The organism is Streptomyces sp. YJ-C3 (assembly GCF_053891275.1).
Genome location: NZ_CM132685.1, coordinates 7332453 through 7352471, shown reverse-complemented (window position 1 = coordinate 7352471; position 20019 = coordinate 7332453). Strand labels below are relative to the sequence as shown.

Genomic DNA, 20019 nt, shown 5'->3' with positions numbered 1-20019 from the left:
ACATGGGAGGGGGCCGGTCGTGGGACGCCTCGTACCCGCCGTGACCCGGGCTCTGGACATACTGGAGCTCTTCCTGGACGGGGACGGCACGCTGTCCGCCCCCGACATCGTCCGCAAGCTACAGCTGCCGCGCACCACGGTCCATGAGCTGGTCACCACGCTCGCCGCCCGCTCGTACATCGTGCAGGTCCCGGGCCAGCCCGGCCGCTACCGGCTCGGTGTGCGCCCCTACCAGCTCGGCAGCCGGTACGCGGAGCAGCTCGACCTCGCCGCCGAGGGCCAGCAGGTCGCCCGTACCGTCGCCGAGACCTGTGACGAGACGGTCCATGTGGCGATCCTCGAAGGCACCGACGTCATCTACATCGCCAAGGTCGACTCGACGCACGCCGTGCGCATGGTCTCCGCCGCGGGCCGCAGGCTGCCCGCGCACTGCACCTCGGTCGGCAAGATGCTCCTCGCGTCGCTGCCCGAGCCCGAACTCGCCGCGCGCGTCCCGGACTCCGCCGACCTCGTGGCCATGACGGAGAACTCGATCACCGACCCGGCCGTCCTGCGCGCGGCGCTCGCCCGCATCCGGGAGCGCGGCATCGCCGTCGAGAGCCGCGAGTCGAACACGGACGTGTCCTGTGTCGCCGCGCCCGTGCGCGACCGCACCAACCGGGTCGTCGCCGCGCTCTCCATCTCCGTACCGATGATCCGCTGGAGCGACGCCCGGGAGACCGAGCTCGCCCAGCTCGCCGCGAAGGGCGCCGCCGACCTCTCCGAGCGGCTCGGCCATCGGGGGCCGGCATGAGCAGCCGTCCGGCGGTGGACGTCGCCGTGCGCGAGACGGCGGCCCTGGGCGAGGGCCCGACCTGGGACCCGGCCGCCGGCCGGCTGATCTGGGTGGACATCCTCGGCTCGCGCGTCCACACGTACGAGCCGGGCAGCGGCCGCCGCACGGTCCTCGCCACCGAGCAGCACGTGGGCGCCGCCAAGCCGCGGACGGACGGCGGCCTGGTGGTCAACCTCCGCGACGGCGTGGGCCGTTACTCGGCCGAGGGCGCATTCTCCTGGCTGCACCGCGAGCCCGTCCCCGGGCGGCGCGGGAACGACGCGGCGGTCGCCCCCGACGGCGCGCTGTGGGCGGGCTCGATGGCCTACGCCGAGACGCCCGGCGGCGGCAACCTGATCCGCGTCGCCCCCGACGGCACCACGACCGGGATCCTCGACGACGTCACCGTCTCCAACGGCACCGGCTGGAGCCCCGACGGCACGCTCATGTACTACATCGACACACCGACCCGACGCATCGACGTCTTCGACGTGGACGGTGAACGGGTCGGCGGACGCCGCGAGTTGGCGACCGTCGAGGAAGGTGCGGGCTTCCCCGACGGGCTGACGGTCGACGCCGACGGCTGCGTCTGGGTCGCGCTGTGGGACGGCGCCGCGCTGCGCCGCTACACGCCGTCCGGCGCCCTGGACCGCGTCGTCCCGCTCCCGGTGCGGCGCCCCACGGCGTGCGCGTTCGGCGGCCAGGACCTGCGCGACCTGTACGTGTCGACGGCCCGCGTGGGCCTGGACCGCCCCACACCACTGGCGGGCTCGCTGCTCGTCCTGCCGGCGATCGGCCAGGGTCTGGCCCAGCCGGCGTTCGTCGGCTGACAGCGCCGGTGACGTGAGACCGAGCCCCTCCGGCGATTGAGGAGCGGGGTCCGGGGCAGCGCCCCGTGGCCCCGCACCCCTCAAGGCGGCCGGAACTTTTCGTTGCGCGACCCATTGACGTCGAAGCGCTTCGACTTTACGGTCCCGTTCGAAGTTACGAGCGCTATTCGAGATATCGAACAGCAGCCACTTTCGAACAGTAAGGGCAGGGCATGGGACGACCTGGCCTGAGTCGCAGGCAACTCCTCGCCGGAATCGGCGGGTTGACCGTCACCGGAAGCTTCGGCTTCGCGGCGCTCGGGACCGGGGCGGACGCGCTCGCCTCCGGCGCCGACACCCGCGTGCGCTACTGGAACCTCTTCAGCGGCGGCGACGGCTACAACATGATCGCGATGCTGGACGACTTCCGCGCGGCGAACCCGGGCATCGACGTGAAGGACTCCACCCTCCAGTGGGGCAGCCCCTTCTACACCAAGCTCGCCATGGCCGCCGCCGGCAACCGCGCACCGGACCTCGGCGTCATGCACCTGGGCCGCGTCACCGGCTTCTCGCCGGGCCGCCTGCTCGACCCCTGGGACGTCGGCCTGCTCGCCAAGTACGGCGTCAAGGAAGCCGACTTCAACCCCGAGCTGTGGAAGCGCGCCGTCATCGACGGCAAGCTCTACGCCCTGCCCCTCGACATCCACGTCCAGCTCAGCTTCTACCGCAAGGACGTGCTGAAGAAGGCGGACCTGCTCGGCGACGACGGCAGGATCGTGCCCGTGACGTCCACCGGCGAGTGGTTCGACCTGCTGAAGAAGGCGAAGAAGGCCACGAAGAAGGGGCTGCAGACCGTCGGCCTGCACGCCAACGACCAGAACTTCATGTGGTGGTTCTTCGTCGCGTTCTACACCCAGCTCGGCGGCACCTGCTTCAACTCCGCGAACACCGAGGTCACCTTCGACACCGACAAGGCGACCCAGGTCCTGGAGTTCCTGCGGCAGCACGTCACCGACGGATACTCCGTCGCGGGCGCCGCCGACGGCGAACAGTTCCTCAACGGCGCGCCCTTCACCTGGGAGGGCAACTGGTCGGTGCCGGTCTTCTCCGGCGCGAAGCTGGAGTACGGAGCGACCCCGCTGCCGCCCGTCTTCGGCAAGCAGGCCACGCACGCCGAGTCGCACTCGTTCGTGCTGCCGCACCAGGCCGACCGCGGCGGCGCCGCCAATGAGGGGGCCCACCAACTCGCCGCCTACGTCGTCAAGCACGCCCGGCAGTGGGCCGCCGGCGGCCACATCCCCGCCTACACGCCGACCCTGTCCACGGCCGCGTACCAGAAGCTCGCCCCGCAGAACGAATACGTGACGGCCATGGACCACCAGGCCACCGAACCGAAGGTCTGGTTCGCCGGCTCCACCGGCATCCTCGCCCAGCGCGTCGGCCCGATCGTCGTCTCCTCCACCATGGGCTCAGCCCGGCCCGAGGCCGCCGCCCGCCGCATGAAGAGCACGCTCACCGCGCTCCTCGCCATGAAGAACCCCATGGACGGCAGGACCGCCGCGCAGGGAGGTACGGCCGCATGACGACGACCAGCGCCGAGACCGTCATCGCACCACCGGCGCGCCCGCGGACCGCCGCGGACGGCGCCACCGTCCGCCGCAAGCAGGGCTTCCAGCACGGGGGCTGGTTCGTCGCCCCGTTCCTCGCCCTCTTCGCCCTGTTCGTGATCTGGCCGCTGCTGCGCGGCATCTACCTCAGCTTCACCGACGCCAACATCTCCGGCGACAGCCCCGGCTTCGTCGGCCTCGACAACTACCGCGAGGCCCTGAACGACCCGCTGATGTGGGACGCGCTCGGCCACAGCGCGTACTTCACGCTCCTGGTCGTGCCCTGCATCACGGTCCTCGCCTTCCTCCTCGCGATGCTCGCCCACCACATCGAGCACGGGAAATGGCTGTGGCGGCTCTGCTTCTTCATGCCGTTCCTGCTGCCGTCCACCGTCGCGGGCAACCTGTGGCAGTGGCTGTTCAACCCCGGCACCGGCATGATCAACCACGTCCTCGGCATCGAGACGCCCTGGCTGACCGACACGTCGTACGCGATGCTCGCCGTCGTCATCACCACCCTGTGGTGGACGGTCGGCTTCAGCTTCCTGCTCTACCTCGCCGCGCTCCAGGGCATCCCCGCCCACCTCTACGAGGCCGCCAAGCTCGACGGCGCGAACGCCTGGCACCGCACGGTCCACATCACGCTGCCCATGCTGCGCAACATCACCGGCCTGGTCATCGCGCTCCAGATCCTCGCCTCGCTCCAGGTCTTCGACCAGGCCGTCACCCTCATGGACTTCGGCCCCGGCCCCGAGAACTCGACCCGCACCTTCGTGCAGTACACCCTCGAAGAGGGCTTCACCAGCTACCGCGTGGGCTACGCCTCCGCGATCTCCATCATCTTCTTCGTGATCATCGCGGCCGTCGCCCTCGGGCGGATGTGGCTGCTGCGCAACCGTGAGGAGGGTGCGCGATGAGCGCCACACCCGTACCACCGCCACGGCTGAGGCCCCGCGGTTCCTGGACGCCCGGCCAGATCGTCCTGACCCTGCTCGGGGCCGCCGTCTCCGCGGTGTTCCTGGCGCCCCTGGCCTGGGCCCTGTTCACCTCGCTCAAGTCCGAGACCGAAGCCGTCGAGGTACCGACGCACTGGCTGCCGAAGGACTGGACCGGCCAGGCCTGGAAGGCGCTCTTCGAGACCGGCAACATCACCAACTGGTTCGTCAACTCGCTGGTCGTCTCCGTGTGCGTGACGGCCGTGGTGCTCTGCGTCAGTGCGCTGGCCGGATACGGCTTCGCCCGCACCGAGTTCCGCGGCAAGGGCGCCCTCATGGGCGTCGTCATGGCGGGCCTGATGATCTCCCCGGCGGTCCTCGGCGTCCCCCTGTTCACCACGGTCCAGCAGATGGGGATGGTGGACACCTACTGGGGCATGATCCTGCCGCAGTGCGCCCCCGCGGCCATGGTCTACATCCTCTACAAGTTCTTCCAGGGCATCCCGAAGGAGCTGGAGGAGGCCGCGTTCATCGACGGCGCGGGCCGCTGGCGGATCTTCTTCACCCTCGTGGTGCCGCTCGCCCGGCCCTCGCTCGCGGCGGTCGGCATCTTCACCTTCATCGCGTCGTGGAACAACTTCCTGTGGCCGTACATGGTCACCAACAACCCCGACCTGATGACCATGCCCAACGGCATCGCGACCGTCATGAACTCCTACGGCATCCAGTGGGCCCAGCTCATGGCCGGCGGCCTGATGGCCGGGCTCCCGCTCATCGTCGTCTTCATCTTCTTCCAGCGGCAGATCGTCGCGGGCGTCGCCCACACGGGACTCGCCGGACAGTGACCGCGACCAGCCCCACACCACCGCACGACGAAAGGCACCCATTGCGTACCGCCCGCTTCACCCTCGACCCCGCGTTCACCGTCGGCCAGGTCAACCCCCGGCTCTTCGGCTCCTTCGTCGAGCACCTGGGCCGCTGCGTCTACACCGGCATCCACGAGCCGGACCACCCGACCGCGGACGAGTCCGGCCTGCGCACCGATGTCCTCGACCTGGTACGCGAGTTGGGCGTCACCGCCATCCGCTACCCCGGCGGAAACTTCGTCTCCGGCTACAAGTGGGAGGACTCGGTCGGCCCGGTCGAGGACCGCCCGCGCCGCCTCGACCTGGCCTGGCGCACCACGGAGTCGAACCGCTTCGGCCTGTCCGAGTACATCGCGTTCCTGAAGAAGGTCGGCCCGCAGGCCGAGCCGATGATGGCGGTGAACCTCGGCACGCGCGGCGTCGCCGAGGCCATCGAACTCCAGGAGTACGCCAACCACCCGCAGGGCACGGCCCTCTCCGACCTGCGCATCGCCCACGGCGACAAGGACCCCTTCGGCATCCGGCTGTGGTGCCTGGGCAACGAGATGGACGGCCCCTGGCAGACCGGCCACAAGACCGCCGAGGAGTACGGGCGGATCGCGGCCGAGACGGCCCGCGCCATGCGCCAGATCGACAAGGACGTCGAACTGGTCGCCTGCGGCAGCTCGGGCCAGTCGATGGAGACCTTCGCCGAGTGGGAGGCGAAGGTCCTCGCCGAGACCTACGACCTGGTCGACCACATCTCCCTGCACGCCTACTACGAGGAGCACGACGGCGACCGCGACTCGTTCCTCGCCTCGGCGGTGGACATGGAGTCGTTCATCGAGAACGTCGTCGCGACCTGCGACCACGTGGGCGCCCGCCTCAAGTCGACGAAGAAGATCAACCTCTCCTTCGACGAGTGGAACGTCTGGTACATGTCGCGCACGGAGGCCCAGGTCTCCGCCCTCGACTGGCCGCAGGCCCCCCGCCTCCTGGAGGACGTCTACTCGGTCACCGACGCGGTCGTCTTCGGCTCGCTCCTCATCGCCCTGCTGCGCCACGCGGACCGCGTCACGGTCGCCTGCCTGGCCCAGCTGGTCAACGTCATCGCCCCGATCATGACCGAGCCCGGCGGCCCGGCCTGGCGCCAGACGACGTTCTTCCCGTTCGCGCAGGCCTCGAAGCACGGCCGCGGCGAGGTCCTCGACGTCCGGGTCTTTGGTCCGACGTACGACACGAAGCGCCACGGCACCGCGGACCTGCTGCACGCGACGGCGGTCCGCGCGGAGGACGGCACGGTCACCGTCTTCGCGGTGAACCGCAGCCAGACCGCATCACTGCCGCTCGAAGTCGCCCTGCACGGACTGGAGCTGACATCCGTCGTCGAGCACTCGGTGCTCGCCGACGCCGACCCGGACGCCCGCAACACGCAGGCGGAGCCGGAGCGGGTGGCACCGCGGGCGGCGACACCGGGCACGACGATCGAGGACAGCACGCTCAGGACGGAGCTCGAACCGCTGTCCTGGAACGTGATCCGGCTGGGCTGACACCCCCGGGAGCCGACGAGGACGGCTCAGATCTGGTCCGCGACCCGCACGTAGTCGTAGTAGAGGGGATCCCCGTCCTCGTCCACCGGATGCTCGTGGCTGCTCTGGTTGGCGAGGATCACCTTCAGGTCCGGGAGGGCGTCGAAGCCGAGGTCGTCCTCGGTGATCGTGTGGCCGCGCTCCCCGAGCTGCTCGAAGAGATCCACGCTCGGGGTGCGGAAGACGTCGAGGCCGTCCAGCAGCACCCGGACGTCGGCGTCCTCGTCCAGGAACCGGAACAGCTCCACACCGCTCAGCGCGCCCTTGGTGAAACCGAGCATGACGTTCAGCTCGGAGTCGCCGTGCTTGAGCAGGATCTGTCCCGGCTCCGGATCACTGTGGACGACCTGGAAGAGCCCCCACTCCTGGACCGCGCCGCGCGCTTCCTCCACCGACATGCCGAGCCGCAGGGGCCCGACGCCGACCTGCGGCAGCAGTTCCAGTTCCATGTCCAGTCCCTCGTTTCCCTCGATGCCCTCGGTGCTCTCGCCGACGCGCCCCGGACCTCACGCGAGCAGGGCGCTCTCGTCGATGGTCCATCCTCGCTTCGTGAGCATGTCCTGAAGGGGCTTGTTGTCCTTCAGGCTGTCGACCATGTCCTTGATGTGCTGATCGTACGTGCCGGGGAAGCGCCGCTTGATGTCGTCGATGTCCATGCGCATGGCTTCGGTGATGCGCCCGGAATTGATCAGCTCACGCTGGTACTGCTGCCACGCCTGGGACTCCAGCGAGTACCCGGTGCTGTAGAGCTTCTCGTGGTGATCCCGCTCCATGCGGATGGCCGGCCCGTTGTTGACCTTCTGCTTCTTGTGCGGCTTGTTCGCGAAGTAGAACCCGGGCTCGATGACGTCCTTGTACGCCGACTTGGCCGGGATGTGGTTGACCTCCATCGGCTTCGGATACTTCGTCCCGTCCGCCTTCTTGTTCGCGGGCAGCAGCCCGCCGTACCACCCGCTCTCCTGCGTGCACCCCTTGGCGACCAGGCCTTCGGGATCCATGAACGTGCAGGGATTGACGACGTACGCGGCCGGGTTGGGCGCCGGCACGAGGCCGAACGGGTCGGCCGACACGTAGCGGGCCGTCTCGGGGTCGTAGTGCCGGTTCAGGTTGTAGTGCAGGCCCGTCTCCGGGTCGGCGTACTGGCCGGGGAAGCGCAGCGGCGTGTGCGCCTGGGCATCGCGGTTGCGCGTCGTGATGCCCCAGACCGTGGAGCGCTTGTACCAGGCGATGTCGCCCTGCTCGCCGACGAGTTCGGTCGGGGTGCCGACGATGTCGGTGACGATCGCGAAGAACCGGCTGTCCACCTCGTGCTGACCGGCGTCGGCCGGCAGCCTGCGCTCCAGCTGCGACATCGGCTGCACGCCCTCGTACTCCCAGGTCAGCGTCACCCCGGTGGCCGAGTCGGTCTCCTCGGCCAGCTGGGTGCCCTCCCAGCTGAAGCGGACCGTGGCCGCCACGGAGTGCCCGTCGGCCGCCATGCGGTGCTTGGCGGTGCGCCGGCCCAGCGCGTCGTAGGCGTAGCGCCACACGGTGCCGTCGGGCGTGGTGCACGAGACCAATCGATCCTCGGCGTCCCACGTGTAGCGCCAGGTGTCGGGCTTGTGGGACAGACGCCGCTTCTGACGCAGCACGACGCGTCCTGCCCCGTCGTACTCGTAGCGGAAACCGTCCGCGCCGAGCAGCCGGGTGCCCTCGTAGGCCCGCTCGCCGCGGCTCTGCGTGGACCGGGCGCGGTCCGGCCAGTGGGCATCGGTCTGGTTCCCGGCACTGTCGTAGGCGTAGCGCTCCGACCAGCCGTCGGCGGTGACCGCCAGCGGACGGCCCACCGGGTCCAGCTCGAACCGCACGTCGGAGCCGCCCTGCTCCTCCGTGACGCGCGTCAGGAACCCGTCGGCGCGGTAGCCGTAGGAGCGGTCCCGCAGGGTGCCGCGGGACGTGGCCACCGACCGGGCGGCGAGCCGGCCCATCGCGTCCCACCGGGAGGCGAGCGTCACCGGCGCGTCCGCGGGGCCCAGCGTGCGCCGGGTCTCGCGGCCCAGCGCGTCGTGGGCGAAGGCCAGCGGATGTCCGGCGAGGTCCACGCGCACCCGGTTGCCCGCGGCGTCGTAGGCGTACGACGAGGTGGCCCCGGTCGGGGTCGTGCGCGAGACCAGTTCGCCGTGCGGGTCGTAGCCGTAGCGCATGCTGTGCCCGTCGACCGTCTCGGCGAGCAGCCGGCCCATGACGTCGCGCTCCAGGGAGAGCGAGGAGGCCGGCGACACGGCGGTGACGAGCTGGTCGCCGGCGTCGTACGTGTAGCGGGTGAGCACGCCGGCGGCGTCCTTCTCCAGCACGTTGCCCACCGCGTCGAAGGTGAACGCGATGCGCTGCCCGAGCGGGGTCGTCCGGGCCGTGAGACGGCCCGTCGCGTCGTACTCGTAGCGCATCGTGCGCCCGTCGAAGTCGGTCTCGGACTCGGTGAGCCCCGACGGGCCGTAGCGGTAACTCCACGTCCCACCCTGCGAGTTGGTCACCTCGGCGATCCGCAGTTCGGTGTCGTACGCGAACTCGTACCGCGCCCCGTCCCGGCCGGTGCGGGCGGCGAGCAGGTCGAACCAGGTGTACTCGAAGCGGGTCACGCCGCCCGTGGGGTCCGTGCGGGTCAGGCAGTTGCCCTCCTCGTCGTACGTCCACCGCTCGTCCGTCCCGTCGGCCGCGGTGCGCCGGGTGAGCCAGCCGTCCGCCGTCCACTCCAGGCGGGTGACGGCGCCCGCCGGGTCGGCGCACTCACGCGGCCGGCCGAAGGCGTCGCGGCTCACCGTGTACGCGGCGCCGTGCCCGTCGGACACCGAAAGGACCAGCCCCGCCGGGTCGTTGGTGCGGGTCTCCGTCGAGCCGGTCGGGAAGGCGGCCGTGACGAGCGCCCCCGTCGCGTCGTACGTGAACGTCGTCGACGTGCCGTCGGGCGCGACCATCGCGGTGCGGTTGCCGCGCTCGTCGAAGGTCTGCCGCCACACCGCGCCGTCCGGACCGGTGATCGTCTCCGGCAGGTGCAGGGCGTTGTACGTGGTCGACGCCTGCCGCCCGTCCGGGTACCGGACGGTGGTCAGGTTGCCGGCCCCGTCGTACGCGAACCGGGCCGTGTGCCCCAGCTCGTCGGTGCGGGCCAGCAGGTTGTCGTAGCGGTCCCACGCGAAGCGCACGGTGTTGCCGAGCGGGTCGGTCTCGCTGACGGTCTGGCCGAGCTGGTTGAGTCGGGTGACGGTGACCGCGCCGGTCGAGTCCGTGAAGCGGGTCTCGCGGGCGGCGAGGTCGTAGGCGAAGCGCGAGGAGAGCGCGCCGTCGGGACCGACGGTCTCCACGACCCGGCCCGCCGCGTCGTACACATAGCCGTAGGTGTGACCGTTGCGGTCGGTCCAGGACGTCACGCGGTGCTCGTCGTCGTACGTGAACCGCAGCGGTACGCCACGCGATCCCGCGACCCCCACCAGCTCGCGCGTCTCGTCGTACGTGAACGAGGCGACCCGGACGGGTCCTTCGGGCGTCTCCACGTCCAGGGCCGTGACCCGGCCGAGGTCCGTGTCACGGGTGACGCGCACGCGGTAGCCGCCCTCGTGCAGGACCGCCGACGGCAGGCCCTGCGCGTCGCGGGTGAACTGCAGGCCGTTGCCGTTGCGGTCCTCGACGTCGGCCAGCCAGTACAGGCTGCCGACGGAGTACGGATTGCCGGTGAAGCGGCGGATCAGGCCCGACCGCGGATCCGTCGTGGCGTACGTGATGTCGCCGAGGGCCGACCGTCCGACGAAGGTGAGGGCGATCCGGTCGCCCTCCAGCGGCAGCACCTCCTCGCCCTCCTCGCGCGGCAGCCGGGGATAGGCGAGCAGCGACCCGTCGGCGCGCGCCCAGACCGCGCCGCTGCCCGTCGGCTCCAGGCGCTCGTCGAGGGTCGAGGCCCAGCTCGTGCCGAAGGAGTGGCCGTAGCGGTAGCCGGATATGTGGGTGCGCTCGAGGACGAGGGGCAGGATCCCGGGCAGGGCCAGATCCGTCTGGCTGAGCACCATCTCGCCGCTGGCGACGTCGACCGGGTCGGTCTTGCAGCGTCGCTGGGCCAGCGCGATCGCCTTGGCGCGCGCCTTGTCCAGGGCGTCCCTCGTCGAGCCGGGCAGGCGCTTGATCGCCTCGTTGACGCGGGTGCGGACGCCGGGCCCGTCACCGCCCTTCTTGCCGCCGACGACGGCGTCGACCTTGTCCCGTACGTCGTGGTCCTTGCCCTTGTGCAGCCGGGAGGCGCCCTTGACCCGCTCGGGGACCGTGTCGGTGATGTGCTTGGCGACCTTGCCGAGCGCCTTCTCGGAGCCCTTGAGCGCGCCGTGCAGCACGCTGTCGAAGGCCTGCGTGAACGGGTCGCGGCCCTTGCTCCGGCCGAACGCGCCCCGGGCCTTGCCGAGCGACGTGGACGCCGCCAGGTGCAGCTCGCCGCCGTGCCTGGAGACCTTGCCCGCGCCGTCCTCGAACTCGAAGTGGTCGATCCTGGTGCGCTTCTGCGCCCCGCCGTCGGCCGAGGCGAGCTGCATCCCGCCGTCCCCGGCCGAGGCGATGTGCATCCCGCCCTTGCCGCCGTGCCCGCCGCCGCTGCCGTCGGGCGACGGCATGGAGAACGCGCCCTCGGCCAGGTCGAGCACCATGTCCTCGACCATCGACTCCAGCTTGGCGTTGATCGGCTCGGTGATCTTCGCCAGGACCTCGTCGACGATCCGGTCCACGGCCTCGTCGATGATCCGCTTCACCACCTGCCGCATCGCGGTCACCTCGGCCGCGCCGATCAGCGCGGACAGACCACCGGTGACCACCGCCAGACCCGCCGAGATCCCCACTGAGGCGGCCATGACACCCAGTTCGATCTCGGCCTTGGTCTTCATCCCGAAGATGATGTCCGCGAGCACGTCGCACGCGTCGGCGAACAGCCGCGCCAGCTCCGGGAGTTTCTCCAGATGGCTCGCCTTGATCTGGTTCCAGTGCTTCTCCATCGAGTCGACGGCCCAGCCCTCGGACGACGACAGGATCCGGGAGAACGCCTTGTGCGCGTCCCCGCCGTGCCCCTCGAACTTCTCCGCGAACTCCCGCATGGCGTCGGCCATCTCGCGGTAGTCGTCCTCGTCCACGTTCGGAAAGTTGATGCCGATGAAGTCCAGGACGTCATCGAGCCAGCCCGGAATCGTGTAGCCCATCCCCCGTACACCTTCCGTGAATTCGAATCACGTGAGCAACGTGTTCGACTCTACCGAAGCGCGTGTTCCGGTCCTGTCACGATGTGCGTGAGGGGGAGGGGGGAGGAGAGAGGCGGCCGGGCGGAGTCCTACTGGAAGCTCAGCCGATGCGGATGCCCGACGTCGGCGGGGCAGGCCCGGATGCTGACCGGCCCGTGCGCGGGCCCGGCCGAGTCCGCCATACGAGATCCCGACGCGATTCATACCTTTCCCATAGGGATCGTGGGCACAGTGGGCGCCATGGACTTCTCGTGGACGATCGTCGTCGCCGGCGCCCTGGTCGGGCTCGCGGTGGGCCTCACCGGTATGGGCGGCGGCGCACTGATGACCCCGATCATGGTCATGTTCTTCGGGGTCAACCCCACTGCCGCGATCGGCAGCGACCTCGCGACCTCCCTGTTCATGAAGCCCTTCGGCGCCGCGGTGCACCAGAGAGCGGGCACGATCCGCTGGGACATCGTCCGCTGGCTGCTGCCCACGGCCCTGCCCGCCGCCTTCGGCGGAGCCCTGCTGCTCCAGCTCTTCGGCGACGGCGAGGAGCTCCAGACCCGGGTCAAGTACGTCATCGGCGGCGCGCTGCTGCTGGCTGTGACCGGCATGGTCGCCCGGATGTGGCTCGACCGGCGCCGCGGACTCGGCACGGACACCGCCGAGGACGCCGACGTGCGGGTCAGGCCGGTCGCGACCCTGCTGATCGGCCTGGTCGGCGGGGTCGTGGTCGGGATGACCTCGGTCGGCTCCGGCTCCCTGATCATCGTGATGCTGATGCTCGCCCACCCTCGGCTCAAGGCCAACCACCTGGTGGGCACCGACCTGGTGCAGGCCGTGCCGCTGGTCGGCGCCGCCGCCCTCGGTCACTTCCTGGTCGGCGACGTGTCCCTCGGCCTCGCCGGCACCCTGCTGATCGGCGCGATCCCCGGCGTCCTGTGCGGCGCCCTGCTCTCCACCCGGGTCTCGGGCCCCGCGCTGCGCTGGGCCCTGGTGGTCCTGCTCACCGGCTCGGGCCTGGCCATGTGGGGCGTCTCCGGCACCCCCCTCGTCCTGGCCTGCGTGGCACTCGCCGCGGTCGGCGCCGTGGTGACCCTGCGCACCCGGCGGGCCGACGCCGCGCTGCCGGCGCAGCGGCGGGCCGAGGAGCCGGAGCCGTCCCCGACAATGACCCCATGAGGATCTCAGCCCGAGCCGACTACGCGGTGCGCGCCGGTCTGGAACTGGCCGTCCGCGCGAACGGCGAACCGGTCACGGCGGAGGCGATCTCCGCGGCCCAGGACATCCCGCACAAGTTCCTGGAGGGGATCCTCGGCGACCTGCGCCGCGGCGGCATCGTCGTCAGCCGGCGCGGCGGCAACGGCGGGTACCTGCTGGCCCGGGCCGCCGACACGATCACCGTCGCCGACGTCGTACGCGCCGTCGAGGGGCCCATCGTGTCGGTGCGCGGGGAGCGGCCCAGCGCACTCGCCTACACGGGACCGGCGCAGCCGCTGCTCCCGCTGTGGGTGGCGCTGCGGGCGAACGTGCGCAAGATCCTGGAGGGCGTCACGCTCGCCGACATCGCGCACGACCGACTGCCGGACCCGGTGCGGGAACTGGCCGAGGACCCGGCGGCCTGGCGCAACCCCTGATCCGCAGATCCTGATCCCGTCGCGGACGCTCAGGACCCCGTCGTGCGCACCAGCCGGTCCACCGCCGCCGTGCCCGAGCTGTAGGTGGTCCCTCCGCCCAGCTCGGGCACGGCCTCCCTCCCGCTCCCCAGGAGCGCCTCCAGACCGGACACCAGGCGCATGACATCCGGCTGAGGGCGCACCACGAGGCGCAGGAAGCTGCTGGACGAGCCGATCTTGTTGCCGCACTCGCGGACCAGCACCCCGTGCCGCGCGAGAAGCCGATCGCGGACCTCGACCCCGTCGACGCCGTCCGGCAGGCGTACGTACAGGAAGTTGCCCTGCGACGGGTACACGGTCAGGCCCGGCAGGCGGGCCAGGTGCCAGCGCATGTCCTGCCGGTCGCGGCACACCTGACGGATGCTGTCGGCGTACTCCTGGCGGTGCTCCTTCAGCATGAACACCACCGTCTCCGCGAAGGAGTTGAGGTTCCACTTCGGCAGCGCGGCCCGCACCCGCCCGGCCAGGGCCGGGTTCGCGACGAGGTAGCCGAAGCGGATGCCGTGCAGCCCGAAGTTCTTGCCGAGGCTGCGCAGCACGATCACGTTCGGGCGCAGGACCGCCTCCTGGACGAGGCTCGGGTCCTGCCCGCCGGCATCGGAGGCGTCGGCGAAGTCCAGGAACGACTCGTCGATCACGACCAGGTCCAGATGGCGCAGCTCGTCGACGAGGGCGAGCAGCGCATGGCGGGGGAGCAGCCCGCCGTCGGGGTTGTTCGGGTTGCAGATCACCGCGACCCGCGAGCCGCGCGCGTGGAGGAACTCCGCGTACGCCGCCGGGTCCAGGGCGAAACCGTCGCGCTCCGGCAGCGGGAACATGTCGACCCGCTTGCCCGTCTCCATCGGCTGGTCCGTCCACCGCCCGAACGTCGGCACGGGCACCGCCAGTGACTCACGGACCAGCAAGTGGTCGATCCAGGTGATGAGTTCGGTGGAACCGTTGCCCATCGCGACCGTCTGCGGATTGAGCCCGAGGACATGGCACAGCTCGGCGGTGATGGTGTCGGCACCGCTCGGGTAGTACGTCAGGATCTCGTGCAGCCGCCCGCGCAGCGCGTCCAGCATCGCGGGCGTCGGGAAGTACGGATTGCAGGGGATGCAGAAGTCGGTCACCCGGCCGCCGGTCTCGTCGCCCGCCCCGGCCCGCGTCAGCTGGCCGTACGAGGGGCTGTGGGCCGTGCTGCCCTGGAAGAGTGAGACGACACTTCCGCTCATCAACTGCCTCCGCCCGTATCCGTGGTGGCCTCTCATACGGATACGGGCGGGGCGTTGTTCAACGGACGCGGCTCATGTGGTGCTGAACGAGTGCACCGTCGTCGAGCGGTACGTCTGCCCCGGGCGCAGCACCGTCGACGGGAACGACGGCTGGTTCGGCGCGTCCGGGAAGTGCTGCGTCTCCAGGCACAGGCCGTCGCCCTGCCGGCAGGCGCGCCCGGACGGGCCGACGAGCGTGCCGTCGAGGAAGTTGCCCGAGTAGAACTGCACGCCCGGCTGGTCGGTGGCGATCTTCAGGGTGCGCCCGGAGCCCGGGTCCCGCAGGGTCGCGAAGTGCACCGGCCGGTCCGTGCCGCCCTTGTCGAGCACCCAGTTGTGGTCGAAGCCCTTCGCGGTGATCAGCTGCGGGTGCCCGGCCCGGATGTCGTCGCCGATCGCCTTGCCGGACCGGAAGTCGAACGGGGTGCCCGCGACCTTCGCCAGCTCGCCGGTCGGGATGAGGCCCGCGTCGGTGGGCGTGTAGCGGGACGCGGCGAGGGTGAGCTCGTGGTCGTACACACCGCCGCTGCCCTCGCCCGCGAGGTTGTAGTAGGTGTGGTTGGTGAGGTTCACGACGGTCGCCTTGTCGGTCGTCGCCGTGTAGTCGATGCGCCACGCGCCGCGCGCGCTCAGGGTGAAGGTGACCTTCACCCTGAGCGTGCCCGGGTAGCCCATCTCGCCGTCGACCGACGTGTAGTGCAGATCGAGGCCCACGTCGGAACCGGACGTGAAGGGCTCCACGTCCCACACCCGCGTGTTGAAGCCCTTCGCGCCGCCGTGCAGGGAGTTGACCCCGTCGTTCACGGAGAGCTGGTACGCCGTCCCGTCCAGCGTGAAGCGGCCGTTCGCGATGCGGTTGCCGTACCGGCCGATGGTCGCCCCGAAGAACGTGGTCCCGGTGACGTACCCCTCGATGTGGTCGTAACCGAGCGACACGTTCACGTACCGGCCGCGCCGGTCCGGGATCTCCAGGGACTGCACGATGCCGCCGTAGGAGAGGACCTTCAGGCGGGTGCCGCCGTTCTCCAGGGACCACCGGTGGATCTTCGTGCCGTCGGCGAGCCGGCCGAAGAGCTCCTTCGTCGGCCGCCGGCCGCCCGCCGCGGCGTGGGCCGTGCCGCCGAGGGCAGTGGCGGCGACCCCGGCGGCCGCCGCGGAGGCGATGACCGTGCGTCTGCTCAGTTCCATGTGCGGCTCTCCTCGTGGGTGAGTTACGAACCGGACTTGCGCTTGTTCCACACGTCGAAGCCGACCGCGGCGAGCAGGGCCAGACCCTTGATGACCTGCTGCCAGTCGGTGCCGACGCTGAGAAGGTTCATGCCGTTGTTGAGGACACCCAGGACCAGGCCGCCGATGATCGCGCCGAGCACGGTGCCGACACCGCCGCTCATGGACGCGCCGCCGATGAACGACGAGGCGATGGCCTCGAGTTCGAAGTTGAGGCCGGCCTTCGGCGAGGCGGCGTTCAGACGGGCCGCCACGACCAGACCCGCCAGGGCCGCGAGCACGCCCATGTTCAGGAAGACGGCGAAGGTGACCTTCTTGTCCTTGACGCCGGACAGCTTCGCCGCCGGCAGGTTGCCGCCGATCGCGTAGATGTGCCGGCCGAAGATCGAGTTGCGCATGACGTAGCCGTAGCCGACCACCAGCACGCCGAGGATGAGCAGCACGATCGGGGCGCCCTCGTAGCTGGCGAGCAGCATCGTGACGGCCAGGATCGCGGCGATGATCGCGACCAGCTTCAGCAGGAACAGGTTGCGCGGCGGGACGTCGAGCGCGAACTCCTTCTGGCGTCCCCGGTCCCGTACCTCCTGCACGACCACGAAGACGATCAGGGCGAGGCCGAGCAGCAGTGTGAGGTTGTGGTAGTTGGTGTTCGGTCCGACCTCCGGCAGGAAGCCGTTGCCCATCTTCCCCATGCCCTCGGGGAACGGGCCGAGCGTCTGCCCCTTGAGGAAGATCTCCGTCAGACCGCGGAACAGCAGCATCCCGGCGAGCGTGACGATGAAGGAGGGTATGCCCAGATACGCGATCATGAAGCCCTGCAGCGAGCCCGCCACGGCGCCCACCACCAGGCAGAGCACCAGGGCCAGCGGCCAGGCCATCCCGTGCTGCACCGTCAGGACGGCCGCGAACGCGCCGATGAACGCGGTGAGCGAACCGACCGAGAGGTCGATGTGGCCCGCGATGATCACCAGCATCATGCCGATCGCGAGGATCAGGATGTAGCTGTTCTGCAGCACCAGGTTCGAGACGTTGCGCGGCAGCAGCAGGTCGCCGTCGGTCCACACCGCGAACAGGGCGACGATCAGGCCGAGCGCGATCAGCATGCCGTACTGGCGCATGTTGCGGCGCAGGCCGTCGAGCACCAGGTGCAGCAGACCGCCGCCCGCGGAGCCGCCCGGCGGCGCGGCGGCCGGGCTCTTGTCGGTCACATCGGTGCTCATCGCGTTACCTCTTCGCCCGTCTTGTCTTTTGTCATCCGACGCATCAGCACTTCTTGTGTGGCGTCGGCCCGCGCCACCTCACCGGTGAGCCGCCCGGCGGCCATGGTGTAGATGCGGTCGCACATACCGAGCAGCTCCGGCAGCTCGGAGGAGATGAAGACGACCGCCTTGCCCTGGGCGGCCAGTTGGTCGATGACCGTGTAGATCTCGTACTTGGCACCCACGTCGATGCCGCGGGTCGGCTCGTCCAGGATCAGCACATCGGGACCCGCGAAGATCCACTTGCTGAGGACGACCTTCTGCTGGTTGCCGCCCGACAGCTTGCCGACCGGCTCGAAGACCGTCGGCGCCTTGATGTTCATGGACTTGCGGTAGCCCTCGGCGACCTGCCGCTCCTCGTGCTCGTCGACGACCCCGCGCTTCGCGACCTTCTTCAGCGCGGTCAGTGAGATGTTGCGGTTGATGGTGTCGATGAGGTTGAGGCCGTAGTGCTTGCGGTCCTCGGTGACGTACGCGATGCCGTGGTCGACCGCCTCCGCGACGGTCTTCGTACGGATCTCCTTGCCGTCCTTGAGGACCGTGCCGGCCGCGTGCCGCCCGTAGGTGCGGCCGAAGACACTCATCGCGAGCTCCGTGCGGCCCGCGCCCATCAGGCCCGCGATGCCGACGATCTCCCCGCGCCGCACCTGGATCGACACGTCGTCGACGACCTTGCGCTGCTGGTCGATCGGATGGTGCACGGTCCAGTTGCGGATCTCCATGGCGGGCGCGGCGCCCTCCTCGGGATGGTGCGGGGTGCGGTCGGGGAACCGGTTGTCGAGGTCCCGGCCGACCATGCCGGAGATGATCCGGTCCTCCGTCGTCTCCGGCGCCTTCACGTCCAGCGTCTCGATGGACCGGCCGTCCCGGAGGATCGTCACCGAGTCGGCGACCGCCCGGATCTCGTTGAGCTTGTGGGAGATGATGATCGAGGTGATGCCCTGCTGCTTCAACTCCAGGATGAGATCGAGGAGTTTGCCGCTGTCCTCGTCGTTGAGCGCCGCCGTCGGCTCGTCGAGGATGAGCAGCTTCACCTTCTTGGAGAGCGCCTTGGCGATCTCCACGAGCTGCTGCTTGCCCACGCCGATGTCGGCGACGCGGGTCTCCGGGTGGTCGGACAGCCCCACCCGGCGCAGCAGCGTGCTGGCGTGCTTGAGCGTCTCGGTCCAGTCGATGAAGCCGCGCTTGGCATGCTCGTTGCCGAGGAAGATGTTCTCCGCGAGGGAGAGGAACGGCACCAGCGCCAGCTCCTGGTGGATGATGACGATGCCGCGCTGCTCGCTCGCCCGGATGTCCTTGAACTCGCAGACCTCTCCGTCGAAGAGGATCTCGCCCTCGTAACTCCCGTGCGGATGGACGCCGGAGAGCACCTTCATCAAGGTGGACTTCCCGGCGCCGTTCTCCCCGCAGATGGCGTGGACCTCGCCCTGACGCACCGTCAGCGTGACGTCCGACAGCGCCTTGACACCGGGAAAGGTCTTGACGATCGAGCGCATTTCCAGGACGGGTCCCGCCATGGTCGTGCCTTCCAATCAGTAGGAGCGAGCGGTTACTTGAGGTCGCCCTCGGTGTAGTAGCCGCCGTCCACCAGGATTTCCTTGTAGTTGCTCTTGTCGACGCTCACCGGCTTCAGCAGGTACGAGGGGACGACCTTGGCGCCGTTGTCGTACGTCTTGGTGTCGTTGACCTCGGGCTTCTTGCCGCCCAGCTCGTCGTCGACCATGTTGGAGGCGACCTTGGCCAGCTCGCGGGTGTCCTTGTAGACGGTCTGCGTCTGCTGGCCCGCGATGATCGACTTCACCGACGCCAGCTCGGCGTCCTGGCCGGTGACCACCGGCAGCGGCTTGGACGCCGAGCCGTAGTTGTCGGACTTCAGCGCCGACAGGATGCCGATGGAGATGCCGTCGTACGGCGAGAGCACCGCGTCGACCTTCTCGCTCTTGTACGACTTGGTGAGGACGTCGTCCATGCGCTTCTGGGCGGTGGCGCCGTCCCAGCGCAGCGTGGTGACCTGGTTGAGCGCGGTCTGGCCCGAGCGGACCACGAGCTTCTTCTTGTCGATGTACGGCTTGAGCACGCTCATCGCGCCGTTGAAGAAGTACTTGGTGTTGTTGTCGTCGTTGGAGCCGGCGAACAGCTCGATGTTGAAGGGGCCCTTGCCGTCCTTCAGGCCGAGCTTGTCGACGATGTAACTGGCCTGCAGCTCACCGACCTTGGTGTTGTCGAAGGACGCGTAGTAGTCGACGTTCTTCGAGTCGAGGATCAGCCGGTCGTAGGCGATGACCGGGATCTTCGCGTCGTGCGCCTGCTGCAGCACGTTCGTGAGCGACTTGTTGTCGATGGCCGCGACGATCAGCGCCTTCACGCCCTGCGTGATCAGGTTCTCGATCTGCGAGACCTGCTGGTCGGGGTCGTCCTCCCCGAAGACCAGCTTGGTCTTGTACCCCTTGGCCTTGAGGTTCTTGACAACGTTGTTGCCGTCGGCGATCCAGCGCTCGGACGACTTCGTCGGCATCGCGATGCCGACGGTGCCGCCCTTGGCGTCCCCGGCCTTCTCGTTGCTGCCGCCCTCGCTGTCCTGGCCGCAGGCCGTCAGGGTGAGAGCGAGGGACGCGGTCGCGGCCAGCGCGGAGAGTGCGGCTCGGCGGTTTCGCATGGTCATCATCCTTGATGTGAGAGTGCAGAGCTCGGTCCGGAGAAGCCAAATCACCTGCGGGGAACGGAGGTTGACCGAGGCGAGATGCGTTGGATTGTGCGCGGCCCTGTCGGGTTGT

14 protein-coding genes and 1 pseudogene are annotated in these 20019 nt (G+C 69.7%); 8 read left to right on the top strand and 7 right to left on the bottom strand.

What is annotated here, in order from left to right; translation table 11 throughout:
• The first annotated feature begins 19 nt into the window (after positions 1–19).
• The 6 genes from ACVHNB_RS33295 (at position 20) to arfA (ending at position 6560) form a co-directional block, all read left to right on the top strand.
• Positions 20–793 carry an IclR family transcriptional regulator gene (locus ACVHNB_RS33295; protein ID WP_428954870.1) on the top strand — a complete coding sequence of 258 codons (774 nt, stop codon included), beginning with the start codon at positions 20–22 and terminating at the stop codon, positions 791–793.
• The gene (locus ACVHNB_RS33290; protein ID WP_428954871.1) at positions 790–1644 is read left to right on the top strand and encodes an SMP-30/gluconolactonase/LRE family protein; all 855 of its coding nucleotides are present in this window, start codon (positions 790–792) and stop codon (positions 1642–1644) included. Before ACVHNB_RS33295 ends, ACVHNB_RS33290 begins: the two co-directional genes overlap by 4 nt.
• 212 nt (positions 1645–1856) lie before the next feature.
• Complete coding sequence (locus tag ACVHNB_RS33285) at positions 1857–3206, top strand: extracellular solute-binding protein (protein ID WP_456226586.1); 1350 nt, start codon at positions 1857–1859, stop codon at positions 3204–3206.
• Entirely contained in the window at positions 3203–4147 is a 945-nt protein-coding gene (locus ACVHNB_RS33280) for a carbohydrate ABC transporter permease (RefSeq protein WP_428954873.1), read from the top strand. The genes ACVHNB_RS33285 and ACVHNB_RS33280 overlap by 4 nt, the downstream gene beginning before the upstream one ends.
• A complete protein-coding gene (locus ACVHNB_RS33275; protein ID WP_428954874.1) occupies positions 4144–5010 on the top strand; it encodes a carbohydrate ABC transporter permease in 867 nt (288 codons plus the stop codon). The genes ACVHNB_RS33280 and ACVHNB_RS33275 overlap by 4 nt, the downstream gene beginning before the upstream one ends.
• A gap of 41 nt (positions 5011–5051) precedes the next feature.
• A complete protein-coding gene (arfA, locus tag ACVHNB_RS33270; RefSeq protein WP_428954875.1) occupies positions 5052–6560 on the top strand; it encodes an arabinosylfuranosidase ArfA in 1509 nt (502 codons plus the stop codon).
• Positions 6561–6586: 26 nt separating this feature from the next.
• Here the strand turns inward: arfA and ACVHNB_RS33265 are convergent, their stop codons facing one another.
• Both ACVHNB_RS33265 and ACVHNB_RS33260 read right to left on the bottom strand, forming a co-directional pair.
• On the bottom strand, positions 6587–7048 hold the full coding sequence (locus ACVHNB_RS33265) for a hypothetical protein (protein ID WP_456226585.1): 462 nt from the start codon (positions 7046–7048) through the stop codon (positions 6587–6589).
• A 57-nt stretch (positions 7049–7105) separates the two neighbouring features.
• Positions 7106–11806 (bottom strand): RHS repeat-associated core domain-containing protein, encoded by a 4701-nt coding sequence (locus tag ACVHNB_RS33260; protein WP_456226584.1) that lies wholly within the window; start codon positions 11804–11806, stop codon positions 7106–7108.
• 279 nt (positions 11807–12085) lie between these two features.
• On the opposite strand from ACVHNB_RS33260, the gene ACVHNB_RS33255 reads away from it, so the two are divergent.
• Entirely contained in the window at positions 12086–13012 is a 927-nt protein-coding gene (locus tag ACVHNB_RS33255; protein WP_428954878.1) for a sulfite exporter TauE/SafE family protein, read from the top strand.
• Positions 13009–13467 (top strand): RrF2 family transcriptional regulator, encoded by a 459-nt coding sequence (locus ACVHNB_RS33250; RefSeq protein WP_428954879.1) that lies wholly within the window; start codon positions 13009–13011, stop codon positions 13465–13467. The genes ACVHNB_RS33255 and ACVHNB_RS33250 overlap by 4 nt, the downstream gene beginning before the upstream one ends.
• 38 nt (positions 13468–13505) lie before the next feature.
• Here the strand turns inward: ACVHNB_RS33250 and ACVHNB_RS33245 are convergent.
• The 5 genes and pseudogenes from ACVHNB_RS33245 to chvE all read right to left on the bottom strand — a co-directional run.
• A pseudogene (locus tag ACVHNB_RS33245) lies at positions 13506–14720 on the bottom strand (pyridoxal phosphate-dependent aminotransferase); the annotation flags it as partial.
• Positions 14721–14792: 72 nt separating this feature from the next.
• Complete coding sequence (locus ACVHNB_RS33240) at positions 14793–15947, bottom strand: aldose epimerase family protein (protein WP_456226583.1); 1155 nt, start codon at positions 15945–15947, stop codon at positions 14793–14795.
• 23 nt (positions 15948–15970) lie between these two features.
• Positions 15971–17206, bottom strand: a complete 1236-nt coding sequence (gene mmsB, locus ACVHNB_RS33235; protein ID WP_428954881.1) for a multiple monosaccharide ABC transporter permease — start codon at positions 17204–17206, stop codon at positions 15971–15973.
• On the bottom strand, positions 17203–18762 hold the full coding sequence (gene mmsA, locus ACVHNB_RS33230; RefSeq protein ID WP_456226582.1) for a multiple monosaccharide ABC transporter ATP-binding protein: 1560 nt from the start codon (positions 18760–18762) through the stop codon (positions 17203–17205). Before mmsA ends, mmsB begins: the two co-directional genes overlap by 4 nt.
• A 32-nt stretch (positions 18763–18794) precedes the next feature.
• A complete protein-coding gene (gene chvE / locus ACVHNB_RS33225) occupies positions 18795–19901 on the bottom strand; it encodes a multiple monosaccharide ABC transporter substrate-binding protein (RefSeq protein ID WP_428954883.1) in 1107 nt (368 codons plus the stop codon).
• Positions 19902–20019 lie beyond the last annotated feature (118 nt).